This is a genomic window from Saliphagus sp. LR7, assembly GCF_003344565.1.
Lineage (GTDB): Archaea > Halobacteriota > Halobacteria > Halobacteriales > Natrialbaceae > Saliphagus > Saliphagus infecundisoli.
This window is the reverse complement of record NZ_QPND01000023.1, coordinates 22,812-39,995: the sequence shown is the minus strand read 5'-3', so window position 1 is coordinate 39,995 and position 17,184 is coordinate 22,812. Positions and strand designations below refer to the sequence as shown.

The window sequence follows — 17,184 nt, the reverse complement described above, 5'->3', positions numbered from 1 at the left end:
GACGGGATTGCTTCCTACTGTCGATCCGGGACAGAGCACGTCTGATGAATCGTAGACGAGAGTCTAGCCTGTGTATCGTACTATTGGCCGAGTGAGATCAATTGACTGCGGTGGTCTATTCGCACCCCGATGTAACGCGAGAATCAGCTTCTCTTACCGTGAAAAAATGGGCTCCGGTGAGTTGAGTTCACTCAGACTGGGGTCCAATTCTATTGTGTCCAGCTTCGGAAATACATAGTGTTACAATCTCAGTCTGAGCGTAACCCTAATAATCACATACATCACATCTTAGTTGAATCATATGTAACACATATTAGATGAAGACCGGAAGCTCACGGCCTGTGACGGGTGTGGAAAGAGGTATCCCGCTAACGTCACTTCTAAGGGAGATATTATCCCAATCGGTATTGGCGAGTGCCGCAGTTGTGAAAGTACTGAGTTTACCGTCTTGAGGATGCAGGTAGCCAAGCGTCCCCGTTGAAGATTAGACCAGTTGAACACAGTGATTCTTGAGATCAGTCTCATCAGTCGAATTCGCGGGACCCTCCTCAGCCACAGCTAATAGAATGAGCCGGCTACTCCCCGTATTCATCAAGATGTGTGTCCTCCTCATTGAGGATTTTGAGGGACTCTCCGTCGCCCCCTCCACAGCCACAGGAGAAACCGATTGGCTCAATCTGCCCATCAGGAGTGATCCGAACAGGCACGATTTCCTCGCAGGACTCGCACACAGCTGCTGCCCGGTCCTTCTTTTCGGTCGCTGTCATTGGCGGACGCCTCTATACTGCCTTGTGTGAAGATATGGGATAATGATTTCGACCATCGGAAACTGAAACAGGTGAGCCTAACTTGCGGGATATTATTTTCATAACTAGGCCGGCTGATTATCCGCGTTACATACAGACGACCCATGTAGCGTTCCGTCCGATGGCAATTCTTCACTAGGAACTCGCCAACACATCATCCAGTATCAGTTGGCGTTCTGCTGCGAAGAGTAACTTGAGCTACGGGGAATAAGACGATAGTAGATGAGCCTTGGAGCTCACACTCGTGATTGCTGGCCGGAACGAGCCGCGCCTCGCTAAACAACTCACCGGCCGTCTGAAGGCCGTGTGTCAGAAGGAGATACAGCACCTTGGTTCAGCGATTAACTATCACTCGCTAGAAGGCAACTCGTGGGTTCCGAGTTCAGGGTGTGTCTCTTCCATGTACACAAGCACGTAGATCCCTGAGAGACCTATTGCAAGGGCTGTCCCGTAGAACGCGGCGTCGATGTGTACTAAATCGACAGTGAGGCCGATGAATACTGCTCCAACGGCATATCCCAGATCACGCCACAGTCGATAGACCCCTAAGCCAGTCGACCGCCAAAGCGGGTGTGCTGCATCGCTCGCGACCGAAATAAGGTTCGGATAGTGGAGAGCCATTCCGACGCCTGCAATCCCCGAGAGGACGATCCACGCGTAGTATCCCTCCACTAGGACCATCCCCAACACACCCGCGCCAGCGAGGAACAACCCACTGACGATGGGTGGCTTTCGTCCGACCCGATCACCGAGACGGCCCGTATACACCTGTAGGAAGTATGCTGCACTGTGGACGCCAACGACGACACCGACCTGGGCAACGTCCAGTCCGTGTGAAACAAGGAAAATTGGAAACGCGATCCAGACGAGCGTATCGACGAAGTTTTCGATATGGCCCGCTTGAGCAGCTGCGAATAGTGTCCGGTCGCCGTAGGTCGCCCGCCGGACTATTTCTCCGAACGAGAGTTCGGCTTCGGGCTGATTGGCACCTCCATCCGATTCAGCCGTTGCTTCTGCCTGAGCATATGGAAGTGTTTCCTCAATGAAGACGAGCGCAAGCAACAGAGCGACGATGATGACGAGTAACAGAGCGTAGAAGGGCTCTGGACGGAGGCTGTAGTGGGCAGCGATCACACCCGTGACCCAGGCACCGGCTGCGACTCCAGTGTATCCGAAGGCCTCGTCGATACCGGCTGCCAACCCACGTTGGTCCGGGCCGGCGAGTTCGATTTTCGAGATCATGCTCATGCTCCAGGCAATACCCTGATTGATCCCGAGTAGCACGTTCCCGATTGCGATCCACCACCAGCTCGGAGCCAGCATGAGAATGAATGGAATTGGGAGTGCTGTAACCCAACCCAGAATCAAGATCGGTTTCCGACCGTAGGTGTCAGCCCACTTCCCCGAGTAGAGATTGAGGACGGCTTTGACGATCCCGAAGCTCACGACAAAGGAACTGATGACCAGCAGCGAGTCGATCCCGAAGAGTTCCTCGCCCATGAGTGGGACGACGTTCCGCTGAGACCCCATCGTGAGCCCGACAGCAAAGACCGTCACCACCTGAAGAAGGAACTGACGCCAGTTCGTACGAATCCCTTGAGTATACGTGTTGTTCATCGAGAGGTGAGTCCTCGGAAGTTTTGAACCTACGCCAGATCGACGTCGCCGCTCGCATGGACGGTCACGTCGTAGCCTCGATACCGGAACGTCACACGTCCTGGGCGAGACGAGTTCTCATCACTGGCCGGCGTGAACAAATCGTCTAATGCCTCCGGGCTCACGACCTCGTAGAGCGGCGGCTCGAGTTCTGCTGGCTCGCGATCTTCGCGGTCGGCGATTGCCTCGAGCACGCGCATGCTCGGTGGTTTCGAATCGGCCTCGGATCGTATTCCCCGCTCTGACTCTCTCATTATACCAGTAACTGGACGTCGGAATCGGCCATGTGGTTGAGTGCGGTCGCTGCACCGACCCCCGTCGTGACGCCGTCATAGAAGTCGTCCTCGTCGTAGTCCATCAGTTCGATCGTCATCTGGCAGGCCTGGAGGTCGACCCCGCTCTCGATCGAGAGATCGATCAGTTCCTCGATCGTCGCCGTTCCGTTGTCGTCGATCCGCCGCTGCATCATCTTCGTGGCCATCGTATCCATCCCGGGAAGTGCAGCGAGCGCGTTCGGGACCGGCATGTTCGGATTGCCGACCGCGCTCAGTTTGAGGTCCTTCGACTTCTCCTCGTGGACGATGTCGAGCCCCCAGAACGTGTGGAAGACGACGACCTCCCAGCCAAACGCCGCCGCCGTGCTCGCGAGGATCAGCGGCGGGTAGGCCATATCGAACGTCCCTTGGGTGGCGACGATGGTCATCTTCTTCTCATCATCGCCTGCATCCGTCTCCGCGAGCGATGTTTCTAGCTCCTCGACGCGTTCGCGGAGCGCCTGTAATTCCTCAGCGTCAATTTCGTCCTCGGATTCGGAGGCTGGTGCGTCGACAGTGTCGGCCGATGCTGGTGGTTCGTCCGTGCTCATTCTTCCGTTTTCTTCACGTAGTGGGTGTAGACATCGTCGTCCTCGACCTGTTCGACGAGTTCGACGCCGTCGGTGCCGTCAGCCCATCCTCGAATGTCGCTCATGCTGCCCGAATCCGTCGCGACAACCTCGAGAACATCACCGGCCTCGAGGTCGTCGATCGCCTGCTTGGTCTTCACGATCGGCATCGGGCAGGATTGGCCTTTCACATCGAGCGTCTCGGTAATCTGGTAATCCGAACTCATTGTTTACTGTGCTCCGTATTGGAGCTACCACACAATATCATGGCCCCACGTAAAAGACCTACGATTATTGTGCGAACCACACACAGGTGGGTAGTCGATGTGCCGCTAGACTCGTTATAGTCTGCGTATATGGGCGTAATAGCCATCACTGTCGAATACTGAACAACTCTATATTGTGCTTTCAGGGGAATACTACACAAACCCTTAAGTGCCAGCAGTCGGTACTGGGACGTGTACAACATGGACGACATGGATCTTCCAATGCCGGACGTCGAGGTCGAATCGGTCAGTCCAAACGAGTTGAAAGGCCAAATCGATGCGGGCGAGGACGTGATGCTCCTCGACACCCGTATGGAATCGGAGTACGACGAGTGGAAGATCGACGGTGAGACCGTCAAGTCGGTCAACATCCCGTACTTCGAGTTCCTAGACAGCGAAATTGACGACGACGTTCTTGCACGGATTCCCGACGGCCGAGAAATCACGGTTCTCTGTGCAAAGGGGGGGTCGAGCGAATACGTCGCCGCGACGCTGATGGAGCGGGGTTACGACGTCGATCATCTCGAGGACGGAATGAACGGCTGGGCACGCATTTACGAGCGTGTCGAAGTCGCACGCTACGACGGGAGCGGGATGCTCTACCAGTACCAGCGCCCCTCCAGTGGCTGTCTCGGTTACCTGCTCGTCGACGGCAGTGAGGCGGCCGTGATCGATCCGCTGGGCGCGTTCACTGATCGGTACCTCGAGGACGCCACAGAACTCGATGTGGACTTGAAATACGCGATCGACACGCACATCCACGCGGACCACATCTCCGGCCTCCGCGATCTCGCTGACAAAGGCGTTACGGGCGTCATCTCTGAGGCAGCAGTTGACCGCGGCGTCACCTACGCCGATGAGATGACTCTCGCAGTGGATGGCGACGAGTTCGAAGTCGGCAACGCGATGATCGAAACCGTCTCTACGCCCGGTCATACCTCAGGGATGACCTCGTACCTGATCGACGACTCACTGCTTGCGACTGGGGACACGCTGTTCGTCGAGAGTGTCGCCCGCCCCGACTTAGAGGAGGGCGACGAGGGCGCGGAAGACGCCGCGCGGCAACTCTACGAATCGCTGCAGGAGCGTGTACTGGCCCTGCCAGATGACACGCTCGTTGGCGGCGCTCACTTCAGCGACGCCGCCGAACCTGCCGACGACGGTACGTACACGGCACCGATCAGCCAGCTCGAGGCGGAGATGGATGCACTTTCGATGGACGAGGACGCGTTCGCCGAGTTGATCCGTTCGGACATGCCGCCTCGTCCGGCCAACTACGAGGAGATCATCGCCACTAATCTCGGCCAGCAGGAAACCGACGACGAGGAGGCGTTCGAACTCGAGCTCGGCCCGAACAACTGCGCGGCCAGCCAGGACTCGCTGGCGGGTGACTGATCATCGTGCTCGAGATCGCAATACCGCTCGAACTCCTCCAAATGGTGCCCGCCGAGCCGTTTCCAAACGGGATCTCCCGGTACGCGATCGGGGGACTGCTCGTTGGTCTTGGGGCGGTCATCATCTACCTCGGGACGGGGATCGCTGCAGGTGCGAGCACGTTCCTCGAGTCGACGCTCTCGTACGTCTCCGAGCAGTCACGGTTCCAGCGATATCTCGGCTCGCGGGACTGGCGAGTCGTCTTCACGCTGGGGATTGTCCTCGGCGGGGCGATTTACGCGGTCGTCTGGCAGGGCGGAGCGTGGACGACCGAGGTCCAGCCCTGGCGGTTGCTGGTCGGCGGCATTCTCGTTGGGATTGGCACGCGGGTCGGCAAGGGCTGTACGTCCGGTCACGGCGTCTGTGGCGTCGGATCGGCCTCGCGGACGTCGATCGTTGGCGTAATCACGTTCCTGTCGGTCGCAATCGTCACAGCACAACTCGTCCAGGTCGCGGGGGTGAGTCCGTAAGATGAGCAGCAACCGTCATCCGCTGTTCATGCCGGTGATCCTCGGCGGCGGCCTGGTCTTTGGATTCGGACTGGCCTACAGTCATATGGCCCGCCCCGAGGTCGTCTTGGACTTCCTCCAGTTCGACGACTTCGGGCTAGTGTTCGTCATGTTCGGTGCGGCGATTATCTCGGGCATCGCCTTCGCCGTCATGCCCCGTGTACGCGATAGCGCACCGCTGACGGGCGATGTCTACGGTCGGCGACTGAAGTCGTTCGACCGGAACGTTCTGATCGGCGGCGCGATCTTCGGCGTCGGCTGGGGCCTTTCGGGGATCTGCCCTGGTGCGGCCTACGCCAGCGTCGGGATCGGGAACATCACCATCCTCTGGGCGATCGGCGGCATGTTCGCTGGTGCCTACCTCCAGGGCTGGTGGCGCAGCAGGCGCACTGCAGCCGATATCGGCTCGGCGAGTGCCGACTAACGCTTCCCGAATTTCGAGAACGCTACTACAACTTTCCGTACACTCATGGACCCCGCAACGATACTGCTGTTCGTCGCCGCGGCCATCGCCAGCCTGTTCATGGCGTGGGTGATCGGCGCCGGCTCGAGCGGCGCAACCCCGTTCGCGCCGGCGGTCGGCGCCAACGCCATCTCGACGATGCGAGCGGCGTTTCTCGTCGGGATTCTCGGCTTCGCCGGCGCAATAACCCAAGGTACGAGCGTCTCGGAGGCCGTCGGCACCGGGCTCGTCGAGGGGATCAGCCTCCCAATCGTCGGCGTCATCGTTGTCTTGCTGATCGGCGCCGGGCTGATGGCGATCGGAATCTACACGGGCTACCCGATCGCGACCGCATTCACGGTGACCGGGTCCGTCATCGGCGTCGGATTCGCGCTGGGTGGCGATCCTGCCTGGGGGAAGTACGCCGAAATCGGCGCAGTCTGGGTGCTCACGCCGTTCGTGGGCGGTGGCATCGCCTACGGGATCGCTAGTATCCTCCCGCGACCCGACGTCCCCGAGGACCTCAGCGTTCCGATCCTCGCCGGGATCGTCGGCATAGTGGTCGCGAACCTCGAGTTCTCGTTTCTCTCGTCGATCGGTGGAACACTCGCTACCACCGGGACAACGCTGCTTCCCGTCGGTGGCGCTGTCCCTACGGTTATACTCACGCTCAGTATCGGCGTCATCGCTGGGGCCGTAGTTCGATGGGACATCCGTCGTGACCAGGCCGGCGGTCTGCGCCGATTCCTGCTTTCGCTTGGCGCACTTGTGGCGTTCTCAGCGGGCGCGAGTCAGGTCGGGCTGGCCGTCGGACCACTGTTCCCGCTACTCAAGGACGTACCGACGGTGTCGCCGATCGTTGTGTTGCTCGGCGGTGGCGTCGGCATCCTCGTCGGCTCGTGGACGAGTGCGCCCCGAATGATCAAGTCGATTTCTCAGGAGTATGCATCGCTGGGACCGCGCCGATCGATTTCGACGCTCGTTCCCTCGTTTCTTATCGCACAGACTGCGGTCCTGCTGGGTGTGCCGGTCTCGTTCAACGAAATTATCGTGAGCGCGATTGTCGGCAGCGGGCTCGCAGTTACTGGTGGGGACGGTGTTAGCCCCCGGAAGCTGGGATTCACTGTCGCCGCCTGGGTCGGTTCGCTTGTCCTTGCGTTCAGCCTCGGTTACGGATCCATGCTTCTTTTGGAACTCTGAGACTTCGGATGGACACGTTCGGTTCCTTCGGCTGTCGTCCGTTTTCGATCAGATCTTGACCGGCATAGCAGGTTGCCTATGCGCTCTCGACGAGCTACGGAAGCAGCCGGCTGATCAACGGACGGTTCGACGCGACAACACGGTACACGAACTCGCGGACGGATATGTATCCCGGAACGCGACGAAACAGCGGGAAAAACTGTGATGGCAGAAGACCGGTCCGTTCGTAGGCGCGTTCCATCGCTGCGCCACAGGAGTAAATCGTCTCATCGGTAACCAAGTGGGCACACTCCTGATAGTCGGCCGGTAAGCGTGCTCGCAGATCGTCCGTAAGGTTCGAAAATCCGACGATATCGATCGGTGCGCGGCGGTCCACGAACCGCGCCGCGCGGGTACAGACGCCGCAATCGTCATCGTAGACGAGTGTCGGTGGTGACATTCTCGAGCCGAATGAGTGGATACTGATGAGGGCCTCAAACCACTAAACAACCAGGCTTACCGGGGCATGGATGTCTTCCCGTGACGGCTACTCCTCTCTCTGCAGGCGTTCACGTCGCTCCTCAAACTCCTCGTCGGTGAGATCACCGCGAACGTAGGCAGCTCTCAACTCTGCGAGAGCATGATCCGTTCGTTGGCGGCCGGACTGGCGAGCCGCGCTGTACAGAAGATATCCGAGACCGAGTACCACCAGTAATGGAAATAACATGAACAGCCACATCCACATGGCTCCAGTGCGGTCCCACATCCCGCCGGTAGACATGTGGCCACCGCTCCAGACACCCATCAGAGGCATCGCGAGCGCTATCATAAGCACTGGAAGGAGCAGGATAGCGGCGATAACGATCAATAACCCCCGAATCAGTGACTCGTCGACTGCCATATGTCGTCCTTCGATTGCCAGAGTATTGAACGAAACGATGAATACTGGTTAGTGGGAAATGGCATCCGTCTGCATCATGTGGATCATTCAATTCTGCCGACGGCTACGCTTGAGCGTCGGGACCAATGAGGCCGTACAGCAGTCGCCGTCATACCTTTCATTAACGGAGACGGACTCGAATTCGTCGTCTGACGCGGTTGAAATCCTGCTTCACGGAAGGGGGCGGAGGACGGGCGAGAAGGATGGGCCGTCTTCCAGTTCGACAAATCCCTGGAGAGCCTCTTGAAGGAGCGCTTGATGCCCGTCTGTGCGTTCCGGTAAGCGATTTCGTTTGTCGCTTCGTTCAGGCCGTTCTGTCTGGTGGAATAAGCATGACGTTCCCGTTCGCCCGGGCGACGATGTCTTCGGAGACGCTGCCGAGTAACAGTCGGCGGAGTCGGCTATGACCGCGCGATCCGAGGAGAATCGTCGTTGGATCGTACTCTACCTCCGCGGCGAGAATCTCACCCGCTGGATCGCCGCTTCGGATCTCGGTTTGCGTCTCGATTCCCCACTCCTCGAGTCGGGCTGCCAGCTCCGCGAGTCGCACGTCGGGATCAGTGCCGTCCGACAGCGACGGGTCCTTCGGCGTCTCGACGTGGACCAGCGTCGCCTCCCGGGTCGCGTGACGGAGATACGAGAACGCCTCGAACGCCCGCTCAGCATTCTCTGAAAAGTCCGTCGCGTAGAGCACCCGCTGGAACAGGTGTTCTCGGACCACGTCTGGATCGTCCGTCCCACGTTCGATCCGGTTGACGAGCAACGGGACGACCGTCGTCCGCGCAAGGTTCCGCGCGGTCGAACCGATGACGCGGTTCTCGAGGGGACTCTTCCCGCGCGAACTAACGATCGTCAGGTTCGCTCCGACCGCCTCCGCGACCCCGTTGATTCGTCGGTGGGGCGTGCCGCGGACGACGTGCGATTCGACCTCGAAGCCGGCCTCTTCGATGACGCGGCGGTAGCGTGCCAGCGCCCGTTCACGCCGTTCCTCGAAGTCTATCCCGGGCATGCCCGCGTGGACGTTCGACGGGACCACGGTCACGAGGTGGATCTCCTCGACGCCGATTCGTCCGAGGCACTCGAGGCAGGTCTCACTCTCGATCATCGCCTCGCTGGCGGCGGAGAGGTCGGTCGCACAGATTGCTTTCATACCTTCCGTAGGTGTCGTTCGCATAATATTGTTGGGGTGAACCAATACTCGAACGAGATATTCCCCGTGTAGACCTCGTTCGATCGTGATGACGTCCGTTTTGGTTCCCATCAGGCGTGACCGGATTCGATCCGATCAGGTGGGAGTCCTGTTGTCCGCGTCCGAGCGAAGTTGACTGGCAGTTATTGACTCTTGGTATCTGTATAACTTACTCAGATATCTCCGTTGGATAGCCGTGAGATAGATTGCAGTAATATTGTACAGTAGTCCCAAAAGCGTTATACCTGTTCTCCGGGTAGATGATAGTGAGTAGGAATCCATGATACGCACACAACTGAACGGCAGAGGTCATACCGATGATTGACCTTGCAGCGTATTCGTCAGCAGTACAGGCAGCCGCGCTCGTCGGCGCCGTTCTCTTCGAGGCGATCGTCCTCTACGTAGGATACGGTGCACTCGAGCGGGTCGCAACGCCACTCGTTGAGCGGATCACACACACATAATGGACCCGTTTGGAATCGCACTCACGACGCTCGTGCTGTTCGTGAGCTTCGGCTTCATGGTCGGCGTCCTGTTCGGGTTCTTCGGGATGGGCGGGTCGTTCCTCGTCACACCCGCGTTACTCGTGATGGGGTATCCTGCCCGGGTCGCGGTCGGCAGCGGGATGGCGTTTGTCTTCGGGACTGCCGTCATCGCGACGCTGAAACACCACGATCTCGGTCAGGTCGATTACAAACTTGGGGGGCTAATGATTGCTGGGACCACAGCTGGGATCGAGGTCGGGAGTCTCTTCGTCTATCGGCTTGAGGCTCTCGGCCTCGCAAGCGGCGTCATCGGGGTCACCTATGTCCTCTTGCTTGGTGCGATCGGGTTGTTCGTCACCCGGAACGCACTCAAAAATGATGGCGGTGACACTTCCAGTGCTGGCCACCACGATAGCGCCGACGACGAGATCGACCCGGACGACATCCCAGATATCGCGAAGAAAATCCAGTCGTACCGCATTCCACCGATGTTAACGATCGCGGGCGGAATTCAGGTCTCGCTGTGGATGATTCTGGGCGTTGCGTTCGCAACGGGCCTCTTATCGGGATTCCTGGGCGTCGGTGGCGGATTCATCCGAATGCCCGCGCTGTTTTATCTCATTGGGGTGCCCGTTCCGGTGGCAGTCGGAACCGACTTGTTCGAGATCGTCTTCTCGGGCGGGTTCGGTGCGTTCACCTACGGGCTCAACGGTGGAGTAGATCTCTCGATTGTCGCGCCGTTGCTCGCGGGGAGCGCGCTCGGCGCTCGAATCGGCTCGGCGGCGACAAATATCGTCAACGAGGATGATATCAAGATCTACTTCGGACTGATGCTCCTGGGCGGATCGGTTGCCGTAGCGTTCCAGCAGGCCGGCGACTACCTCGGGATCGAGGCGTTCACAACGGTCGGTTTCGCCCTGATCTTGATCTCAGCGTTCGCAGTCGGCGGCGCCGTGATCTATAGCACCGTCGCAACGATGCGGGCACAAACCAGTGTACCCGCGACGTCAGTGGACTGATCCTGCAATTGGGGGGTCGCCCGGTTTTGACCGAGCATATCGAGATTGCGCAATATTCACACAACCCTTATACCGGCACGATTCCTATACTCAAACAGTACAATGGCAAACTCGATGGCGGAGCAACTACAGCAAGACATGGAGTGTGAGGGGTTGCTGGAGTGTATCCACGGGCTCAAGCAACTCGACAAGGACTGTTTTCGCGTGCTGGTTGAGAGCGAGGAAGCGCTGACAATCGACGAGGTCGCTGACCGGGTCGACCGCGAGCGCTCGACTGCGTATCGGTCGATCCAGCGACTGCTCCAGAGTGGGTTCATCCAGAAAGAACAGATCAACTACGAGCAAGGCGGCTACTACCACGTCTACTCCCCGACGGACCCGGATCAGGTTGCGAACGACATGCAGCGGATGCTCAATGACTGGTACGCGAAGATGGGCCAGCTTATTCAGGAGTTCGAGGACAAGTACGACCAGGCCGACACCGATACCGAAGTTCCCGCCCAGGGATAGGGAGCGTCCAGTAGTTTCACCGGTACAGCCTCAGTAGAACTCGTTTCTCTGCCCCTTTGGATTCGTTTTAGAACGACTGTGCGTGATGGTGGTGATCGTTAAGTGTGTTCTTTCCACAGTCTTTGTGACATCAAACGGCCACTTACCAACGGATTTAATACGTGCTATCCCATAGAATTGGGTGTAATGAGCAATACTAAACTTGATCCTGCAGAGGTGGCACAGCGTATCGATGAGGACGATGCAGACGATCTCTTCATCCTTGACGTCAGAAACGAGGATGACTACGAGGAATGGCGAATCGAGGGGAGTACGAACCTCCCGATTTACGACGAGCTCCTTGAGCACGACTTCTCAACGCTTGAAGAGCATCTGGACGACCTTCCGATGGACACGGAAATCGCAGTCATCTGTGTCGCTGGTATTACATCCGCGCGGGCTGCGGAGTTCCTCCGCGACCACGGGTTCGACGCGAGAACGATTGATGACGGCATGAACGGCTGGGGTCGCGTCCATCAACAGTACGGCATCGAAGGTGTCGAGGGCGTCGTCCAGATCGTTCGCCCCGGAACGGGCTGTGTCTCGTACCTCGTTTATGACGGCGACGAAGCCATCGTCGTCGACCCAAGCCAGTACGTCGACCAGTATTTGAACGCAGCCGACGAGCGGGACCTCGATATCGTCGGTGTCGCGGATACTCACGCCCACGCCGACCACGTCTCGGGCGCCCGCCGACTCGCCGGTGAACTCGACGTTCCCTACTACCTCCACGAAGATGATGCTGGGGAACTTGAGCACATCACAGCATTCGCCGACGGCGAGTCGATCGCCGTCGGAGAGCGCGAGCTTGAAGTATTCCATACGCCGGGACACACGCCCGGAAGCGTCTCCTTCCTGTTCGGAGACGCACTCCTTTCGGGCGATACGCTGTTCCTCCGTAGTGTTGGCCGTCCCGATCTCGAGGACGGTTCGGAGGAAGCCATTCGGACCGCCGCGAGTCAACTGTTCGACAGTCTGGACACACTGACGGACCTCGATGACGAAATCGTGGTGCTTCCTGGCCACTTCAGTGACGAATCGATTCGTCCGCTTGCAACCGCACTTGGAGACCTCCGCGAGGAGACGACCAACGAACTCCTGAGTTACGTCGCCGAGGACGACGAGGAGGCGTTCGTCGAGACCATTGTCGAAAGTCTCGCCGACGAACCGGCCAACTACAACGAGATCAAACAGATCAATTGGGGGAAAGAGCAGCCCGGCGGTGACGTCGAGTCCCTCGAACTCGGCCCGAACAACTGCGCCGCAAACTGATGATGTCATCAGTAACATCCCTCACTGCTCCTAATCACTGGTTTAGGTAAGACGAATTATATTTGTATTCCTGGAAGTATTTTTTGCTCTATCTCTCATACACCGAATATGGCACTCGCGGAGAATCTCGTCATCGTGTTCGTCGCGGGATTGCTCACTGCGCTAGCGACGGGATTGGGCGCAGTGCCGTTCTTCTTCGTCGAGGATTTCAGCGACCGGTGGAACGTGGGTCTGTGGGGGATCGCTTCGGGAATCATGGTGACGGTATCGGTGTTCGGCCTCATCGACGAGGGACTGGCGTACGCCTCGGGTGGAGTCCCGACGCTACTGATTGGTGGACTTCTCGCTGGTGTGGCGCTGGTCGAAATCTCCGATCGCGTGCTTGGAAACGTCGATCTCGGTGAGAGCGTCGAGCACGATCGCATTGATGGACATGATAAGGGGGAGGGGAAAGCGCGACCGAACGGTAGCGGCCATGACGATGACGGACCGCCCCTTGAAGCGGTGGCCTTCGCCGATGGGGACCTGAAGAAACTCGTCCTCATCTTGGGCATCCTCACGGTCCACAGTTTCCCCGAGGGAGTCGCGGTCGGCGTCTCGTTCGCCGAACTCGGTTTCGAAGGGGGTCTCTCGATACTGGGGTTCTCGATCCCGCTGCTCGCGGTGTTCATGACGGTCGCCATCTCAATTCACAACATCCCGGAGGGGACTGCGATTGCTATTCCGATGCGGGCGATGGGGCTCTCGAACTGGCGAATGGTCGGCGCGGCCGTCTTTTCGAGTTTGCCCCAGCCTGTCGGCGCGGTCATCGCGTTCGTGTTCGTCTCATGGGCCGAGACGTTCCTCCCCTTCGGCTTCGGCTTCGCCGCCGGCGCGATGGTATATTTGGTCGCAACAGAGTTCATCCCCGAGGCGCTTTCCACCGGTGCGCAATTGCCGAACCATGGTCGCAATGAACTCCTCGTCGGATTCACTGCGGGCGCCGTCGCGATGTTGCCCGTCCTAGTGATTTGAACCGCACCGTCGGCGGATCGGTCGACGTGTGAATATAATCGGCTGGCCGTCGTCAGTCGGAGCATGGACACAGAAATCCGGGAGTTCGACTTTCTCGTTGTCGGTTCGGGATCGGGGCTTGACGTGGCAAGCACCCTCGCGAACCGCGGGCAGTCGGTCGCGGTCGTCGAGAAAGACCCACTCGGGGGTACGTGTCTCAATCGCGGCTGCATTCCCTCGAAACAACTGCTGTACCACGCCGAGGTGATGACGACCGTCGACCGCGCTGACGAGTTCGGCATCCACGCCGATGTGACCGACGTCGACTTTTCCGACATTGTCCGCGAGGTAAACGAGGAGGTGTCGAGCAGTTCCAACTCGATCCGAAACGGTGTCAAAACGTCGGATCAGCATACACTGTTCGAAGGTGAAGGTCGGTTCATCGATGATCGAACGGTCAAGATCACCGACGGACACGACGCTGGCAAACGCGCCCGGGCCGATACTGTTCTCGTGGCAGCGGGAACACGGCCGGCGATCCCGCCGATCGACGGCATCGAGACCGTCGACTACCTCACCAGCAGGGAGGCGCTCCAGTTGGAAACACCGCCGGACGATCTCGTGATCGTCGGCGGGGGGTACGTCGCGGCCGAACTCGCACACTTCTTCGGGACGTTCGGTAGCGACGTTTCGATCGTCGGTCGTCGTCGCCATCTCCTCCCGGCGGCTGACGAGGAGGTCGCTGCCGCGTTCACCGAACGCTACGCCGACCGGTTCGAGGTTCATACGGGCTACGAAGCCGTTACTGCCGACGAATCAGGCGGCGAGGTGATCGTCGAGGCCCGACCGTACCCGCCGGCGTTTGATGACTCATCCGATCGGGAAAACGTGACTGTGACCGGCGACACTCTTCTCATCGCAGCGGGTAGACGCCCAAACTCCGACCGGCTGGACCTCGAGGGGACGGGGGTCGAGACCGACGAACTCGGGTTCGTCAAAACGGACGAATATCTACGTACCACGGCCGACGGGATCTGGGCACTGGGGGACATCGTTGGGGAATACCTGCTGAAACACAATGCGAATTACGAGGCCCGAACCGTCATCCGAAACATGCTCGGCGACGACCTTGAGCCGGTCGATTACACGGCGATGCCCTTCGTTGTCTTCGGATCGCCAGAGGTAGCTGGCGTCGGCGCACGCGAACAGGAACTTCATGACACGGAACGGGAGTATGCAACGGCAACGTATCGATACGAGGATACGGCCCGTGGCAAGGCGATGAAAGCGGATGGGTTCGTGAAGGTTCTCATCGAACCAGACGGAGAGATCCTCGGCTGTCACATCGTTGGGCCCGATGCATCAACCCTGATCGAGGAGGTTGTCGTTGCGATGAACGCGGGTACAGGGACCGTGTGGGATATCCGCGAGTCAGTCCACGTCCATCCTGCGCTGTCGGAGGTAGTCGACCGAGCGTTTTCGGGTCAGTTTACCCGTCACGGAGCGGACGCACATGAACATAATCACCACCACGAACACGAACACGATCATCATGATCCCGAATGAGCCTGTATTCTCCATGACTCTCTAACCGACGATTTGCTGACCCAGCAAATCGTCGGTGGCGCTTTGTCGCTTTCATACTGAATTTGGGACAGTACCTCCCGAGCCATGACGAAATATCATCTCGCGTTCAAACCTGCAATCGGGCTCTACGGCCAGCATGATCCAAGCGCTGTCCTTTTTGAGAACGACACGCCTGTTTTCGGCGTTGAGGAAGAACGATATACACGGCAGAAACATGCGACAGCTACCTTCCCTGAGAGAGCGATTCGGGCGTGTATCGACTATCGTGATTTGACGCTTTCAGACATCGATCGAATTCTCCTCCCGTACGACCCGCAACTTCGGAGCAAAATCGCCTCTCATTACGCTCTCGACGCGATCCGAGCGCCTGGATTCGAGCGAAAACTCTCTGCACTTGAGCGAGCGCTCATCACGCAGGTTCGGAGTCGGTTTCTCCCGACACGCGAAATCCAAAACCGTCTCGAGTCGATCAACACACCGGTTCCTCCGATTGAAACCGTTCCTCACCACCGTTGTCATGCAGCGAGTGCGTTCCATCCGTCCGGATTCGACGACGGTATCGTCCTCACGATCGACGCGAAAGGGGAGTACGACTCGACGGTCGTCTGGCATGGCGACGGGGACGGCTTGACCCGGGTCAAAACGTACGAACACCCGAACAGTTTGGGTCTCTTTTTCGCGATCGTGACGGAGTATCTGGGCTACCGGATGTTCAATGGCGAGGGGAAGGTAATGGGGCTGGCACCTTACGGTGAGGACAACCCAGAGATCGAGGGTGTCCTGCGTGATCTGATCGACACGGGGGCCGACTACGATGTTACCGCGCTCACGAAACGATGGGGAACCGGGCACGGTGTCAAGTTGTTCGAGGACGCCTTTGACCGTCCACGAACAGAGACTCCTGGAGAGTTTGATCAGTGGGAAATGGATCTGGCGCACACTGCTCAGAAGTTGCTTGAGGAGACTGTCGTAGAACTCATAGAAACGGCCGTGAAACAGTGTAGAACAGCGAACGTTGCAATCGCTGGTGGGGTTGCACTCAACTGTAAATTAAACAAATGTCTCCGGGAATCACCGATCGTCGATGAGGTTTTCGTTCAGCCGGTCGCTCACGATGCAGGGCTCGCATTGGGGGCCGGGTGGGCACAGCAGCGTCCGGGTGACGTTGATCGCCAGACCGACGTCTATCTTGGTCCCAAATACGAGACCGACGAGATTCGGACCCTCCTTGAGACGAACAAACTCGAGTACGGAAAACCGGGTGATCTCGAACGGTACGTTGCCGAACGACTCGCTGACGGCAATCTCGTTGGTTGGTTTCAGGGACGGATGGAAATGGGCCCGCGAGCTCTCGGTGCGAGGAGCATCCTCGCCGATCCCCGAACCGTCACATCTCGCGACCGCGTAAATCAGTTCGTCAAACACCGCGAGGAGTGGCGTCCATTTGCCCCGTCGATGCTCGAATCGACCGCTGAGGAGTACCTGATCGACGGCGGCCAAGCACCGTTTATGATCGACGCGTACGACGTTCGCCCGGAGAAGGCCGACGAGATTGAGGCCGTCTTACACCCTGCAGATGGGTCGACGCGTCCCCAAACCGTCAATGCGGATCAACATCCGCGATATCACCGGCTCATCTCTGAGTTCGCTGATATCACTGGCGTGCCGGTCATACTCAATACGTCGTTCAATGATCACGGCGAACCAATCGTCCGGACGCCCACGCAGGCTATCAAGGACTTCTACGGGATGGGACTCGATGTCCTCGTTCTTGAGGACCTCGTCATCGAAAAGCAGGAGACGAAATCTGACCGGCATCAGAAACTATCGATACTCTCGAAAGAAGGAACCGAGAACCCGAATCCGGTACCGAATTGATAGCGGTTCCTGTGTACAACCGCTCATAACCCAACTGGGATTCACCGTCAGGCGATCGATCCAGCACAACCCGTGTCCGAGTTATTGAATTGCTCCA

19 protein-coding genes are annotated in these 17,184 nt (G+C 58.5%); 11 read left to right on the top strand and 8 right to left on the bottom strand.

Annotated elements, in window-relative coordinates; all coding sequences use genetic code 11:
- Positions 1-575: 575 nt before the first annotated feature.
- The 5 genes from DVH23_RS19905 to DVH23_RS19885 all read right to left on the bottom strand — a co-directional run bounded on the left by DVH23_RS19905 (position 576) and on the right by DVH23_RS19885 (position 3,572).
- Positions 576-767: a hypothetical protein gene (locus DVH23_RS19905; RefSeq protein ID WP_114579139.1), complete on the bottom strand. Its 192-nt coding sequence runs from the start codon at positions 765-767 to the stop codon at positions 576-578.
- A 387-nt stretch (positions 768-1,154) separates the two neighbouring features.
- The gene (locus tag DVH23_RS19900) at positions 1,155-2,423 is read right to left on the bottom strand and encodes an MFS transporter (RefSeq protein WP_114579138.1); all 1,269 of its coding nucleotides are present in this window, start codon (positions 2,421-2,423) and stop codon (positions 1,155-1,157) included.
- Positions 2,424-2,452: 29 nt separating this feature from the next.
- Positions 2,453-2,716, bottom strand: a complete 264-nt coding sequence (locus tag DVH23_RS19895; RefSeq protein WP_114579137.1) for a HalOD1 output domain-containing protein — start codon at positions 2,714-2,716, stop codon at positions 2,453-2,455.
- Positions 2,716-3,327: a DsrE/DsrF/DrsH-like family protein gene (locus tag DVH23_RS19890; RefSeq protein ID WP_114579136.1), complete on the bottom strand. Its 612-nt coding sequence runs from the start codon at positions 3,325-3,327 to the stop codon at positions 2,716-2,718. The genes DVH23_RS19895 and DVH23_RS19890 overlap by 1 nt, the downstream gene beginning before the upstream one ends.
- A complete protein-coding gene (locus DVH23_RS19885; protein ID WP_114579135.1) occupies positions 3,324-3,572 on the bottom strand; it encodes a sulfurtransferase TusA family protein in 249 nt (82 codons plus the stop codon). The genes DVH23_RS19890 and DVH23_RS19885 overlap by 4 nt, the downstream gene beginning before the upstream one ends.
- Before the next feature lie 240 nt (positions 3,573-3,812).
- Between DVH23_RS19885 and DVH23_RS19880 the strand changes: the two genes are divergently transcribed.
- Genes DVH23_RS19880 through DVH23_RS19865 form a run of 4 tightly spaced genes read left to right on the top strand, consistent with a single transcriptional unit; the run spans position 3,813 to position 7,196 of the window.
- Positions 3,813-5,006, top strand: coding sequence for an MBL fold metallo-hydrolase (locus DVH23_RS19880; RefSeq protein WP_114579134.1), 1,194 nt, complete (start codon positions 3,813-3,815; stop codon positions 5,004-5,006).
- Positions 5,007-5,047: 41 nt separating this feature from the next.
- Positions 5,048-5,515, top strand: coding sequence for a YeeE/YedE family protein (locus tag DVH23_RS19875; protein ID WP_198668023.1), 468 nt, complete (start codon positions 5,048-5,050; stop codon positions 5,513-5,515).
- A gap of 1 nt (position 5,516) precedes the next feature.
- Entirely contained in the window at positions 5,517-5,978 is a 462-nt protein-coding gene (locus tag DVH23_RS19870; protein ID WP_114579132.1) for a YeeE/YedE family protein, read from the top strand.
- A gap of 45 nt (positions 5,979-6,023) precedes the next feature.
- Positions 6,024-7,196, top strand: a complete 1,173-nt coding sequence (locus tag DVH23_RS19865; RefSeq protein ID WP_114579131.1) for an inorganic phosphate transporter — start codon at positions 6,024-6,026, stop codon at positions 7,194-7,196.
- A 94-nt stretch (positions 7,197-7,290) separates the two neighbouring features.
- Here the strand turns inward: DVH23_RS19865 and DVH23_RS19860 are convergent, their stop codons facing one another.
- The 3 genes from DVH23_RS19860 to DVH23_RS19850 form a co-directional block, all read right to left on the bottom strand.
- On the bottom strand, positions 7,291-7,635 hold the full coding sequence (locus DVH23_RS19860) for a thiol-disulfide oxidoreductase DCC family protein (protein WP_114579130.1): 345 nt from the start codon (positions 7,633-7,635) through the stop codon (positions 7,291-7,293).
- Between the two features lie 87 nt (positions 7,636-7,722).
- A complete protein-coding gene (locus DVH23_RS19855; protein WP_114579129.1) occupies positions 7,723-8,076 on the bottom strand; it encodes an SHOCT domain-containing protein in 354 nt (117 codons plus the stop codon).
- Positions 8,077-8,419: 343 nt separating this feature from the next.
- The gene (locus tag DVH23_RS19850; RefSeq protein ID WP_114579128.1) at positions 8,420-9,265 is read right to left on the bottom strand and encodes a universal stress protein; all 846 of its coding nucleotides are present in this window, start codon (positions 9,263-9,265) and stop codon (positions 8,420-8,422) included.
- A gap of 356 nt (positions 9,266-9,621) precedes the next feature.
- Here DVH23_RS19850 and DVH23_RS24405 point away from each other — a divergent pair, with 356 nt between their 5' ends.
- The 7 genes from DVH23_RS24405 (at position 9,622) to DVH23_RS19820 (ending at position 17,087) form a co-directional block, all read left to right on the top strand.
- Entirely contained in the window at positions 9,622-9,768 is a 147-nt protein-coding gene (locus DVH23_RS24405; RefSeq protein WP_198668022.1) for a hypothetical protein, read from the top strand.
- Positions 9,768-10,808, top strand: coding sequence for a sulfite exporter TauE/SafE family protein (locus DVH23_RS19845; protein WP_114579127.1), 1,041 nt, complete (start codon positions 9,768-9,770; stop codon positions 10,806-10,808). Before DVH23_RS24405 ends, DVH23_RS19845 begins: the two co-directional genes overlap by 1 nt.
- 102 nt (positions 10,809-10,910) lie before the next feature.
- On the top strand, positions 10,911-11,318 hold the full coding sequence (locus DVH23_RS19840) for a helix-turn-helix domain-containing protein (protein WP_114579126.1): 408 nt from the start codon (positions 10,911-10,913) through the stop codon (positions 11,316-11,318).
- Between the two features lie 186 nt (positions 11,319-11,504).
- On the top strand, positions 11,505-12,629 hold the full coding sequence (locus DVH23_RS19835) for an MBL fold metallo-hydrolase (protein ID WP_114579125.1): 1,125 nt from the start codon (positions 11,505-11,507) through the stop codon (positions 12,627-12,629).
- 108 nt (positions 12,630-12,737) lie between these two features.
- The gene (locus DVH23_RS19830; protein WP_114579124.1) at positions 12,738-13,643 is read left to right on the top strand and encodes a ZIP family metal transporter; all 906 of its coding nucleotides are present in this window, start codon (positions 12,738-12,740) and stop codon (positions 13,641-13,643) included.
- Between the two features lie 63 nt (positions 13,644-13,706).
- The gene (locus DVH23_RS19825) at positions 13,707-15,188 is read left to right on the top strand and encodes a dihydrolipoyl dehydrogenase (RefSeq protein ID WP_114579123.1); all 1,482 of its coding nucleotides are present in this window, start codon (positions 13,707-13,709) and stop codon (positions 15,186-15,188) included.
- A gap of 105 nt (positions 15,189-15,293) precedes the next feature.
- On the top strand, positions 15,294-17,087 hold the full coding sequence (locus DVH23_RS19820) for a carbamoyltransferase C-terminal domain-containing protein (protein ID WP_114579122.1): 1,794 nt from the start codon (positions 15,294-15,296) through the stop codon (positions 17,085-17,087).
- The last annotated feature ends 97 nt before the right edge of the window (positions 17,088-17,184 follow it).

What these genes read in the sequence shown, in the direction of transcription:
- DVH23_RS19905 (WP_114579139.1), bottom strand. Translation starts at nt 767, where the DNA reads ATGACAGCGACCGAAAAGAAGGACCGGGCAGCAGCTGTGTGCGAGTCC.
- DVH23_RS19900 (WP_114579138.1), bottom strand. Translation starts at nt 2,423, where the DNA reads ATGAACAACACGTATACTCAAGGGATTCGTACGAACTGGCGTCAGTTC.
- DVH23_RS19895 (WP_114579137.1), bottom strand. Translation starts at nt 2,716, where the DNA reads ATGAGAGAGTCAGAGCGGGGAATACGATCCGAGGCCGATTCGAAACCA.
- DVH23_RS19890 (WP_114579136.1), bottom strand. Translation starts at nt 3,327, where the DNA reads ATGAGCACGGACGAACCACCAGCATCGGCCGACACTGTCGACGCACCA.
- DVH23_RS19885 (WP_114579135.1), bottom strand. Translation starts at nt 3,572, where the DNA reads ATGAGTTCGGATTACCAGATTACCGAGACGCTCGATGTGAAAGGCCAA.
- DVH23_RS19880 (WP_114579134.1), top strand. Translation starts at nt 3,813, where the DNA reads ATGGACGACATGGATCTTCCAATGCCGGACGTCGAGGTCGAATCGGTC.
- DVH23_RS19875 (WP_198668023.1), top strand. Translation starts at nt 5,048, where the DNA reads ATGGTGCCCGCCGAGCCGTTTCCAAACGGGATCTCCCGGTACGCGATC.
- DVH23_RS19870 (WP_114579132.1), top strand. Translation starts at nt 5,517, where the DNA reads ATGAGCAGCAACCGTCATCCGCTGTTCATGCCGGTGATCCTCGGCGGC.
- DVH23_RS19865 (WP_114579131.1), top strand. Translation starts at nt 6,024, where the DNA reads ATGGACCCCGCAACGATACTGCTGTTCGTCGCCGCGGCCATCGCCAGC.
- DVH23_RS19860 (WP_114579130.1), bottom strand. Translation starts at nt 7,635, where the DNA reads ATGTCACCACCGACACTCGTCTACGATGACGATTGCGGCGTCTGTACC.
- DVH23_RS19855 (WP_114579129.1), bottom strand. Translation starts at nt 8,076, where the DNA reads ATGGCAGTCGACGAGTCACTGATTCGGGGGTTATTGATCGTTATCGCC.
- DVH23_RS19850 (WP_114579128.1), bottom strand. Translation starts at nt 9,265, where the DNA reads ATGAAAGCAATCTGTGCGACCGACCTCTCCGCCGCCAGCGAGGCGATG.
- DVH23_RS24405 (WP_198668022.1), top strand. Translation starts at nt 9,622, where the DNA reads ATGATTGACCTTGCAGCGTATTCGTCAGCAGTACAGGCAGCCGCGCTC.
- DVH23_RS19845 (WP_114579127.1), top strand. Translation starts at nt 9,768, where the DNA reads ATGGACCCGTTTGGAATCGCACTCACGACGCTCGTGCTGTTCGTGAGC.
- DVH23_RS19840 (WP_114579126.1), top strand. Translation starts at nt 10,911, where the DNA reads ATGGCAAACTCGATGGCGGAGCAACTACAGCAAGACATGGAGTGTGAG.
- DVH23_RS19835 (WP_114579125.1), top strand. Translation starts at nt 11,505, where the DNA reads ATGAGCAATACTAAACTTGATCCTGCAGAGGTGGCACAGCGTATCGAT.
- DVH23_RS19830 (WP_114579124.1), top strand. Translation starts at nt 12,738, where the DNA reads ATGGCACTCGCGGAGAATCTCGTCATCGTGTTCGTCGCGGGATTGCTC.
- DVH23_RS19825 (WP_114579123.1), top strand. Translation starts at nt 13,707, where the DNA reads ATGGACACAGAAATCCGGGAGTTCGACTTTCTCGTTGTCGGTTCGGGA.
- DVH23_RS19820 (WP_114579122.1), top strand. Translation starts at nt 15,294, where the DNA reads ATGACGAAATATCATCTCGCGTTCAAACCTGCAATCGGGCTCTACGGC.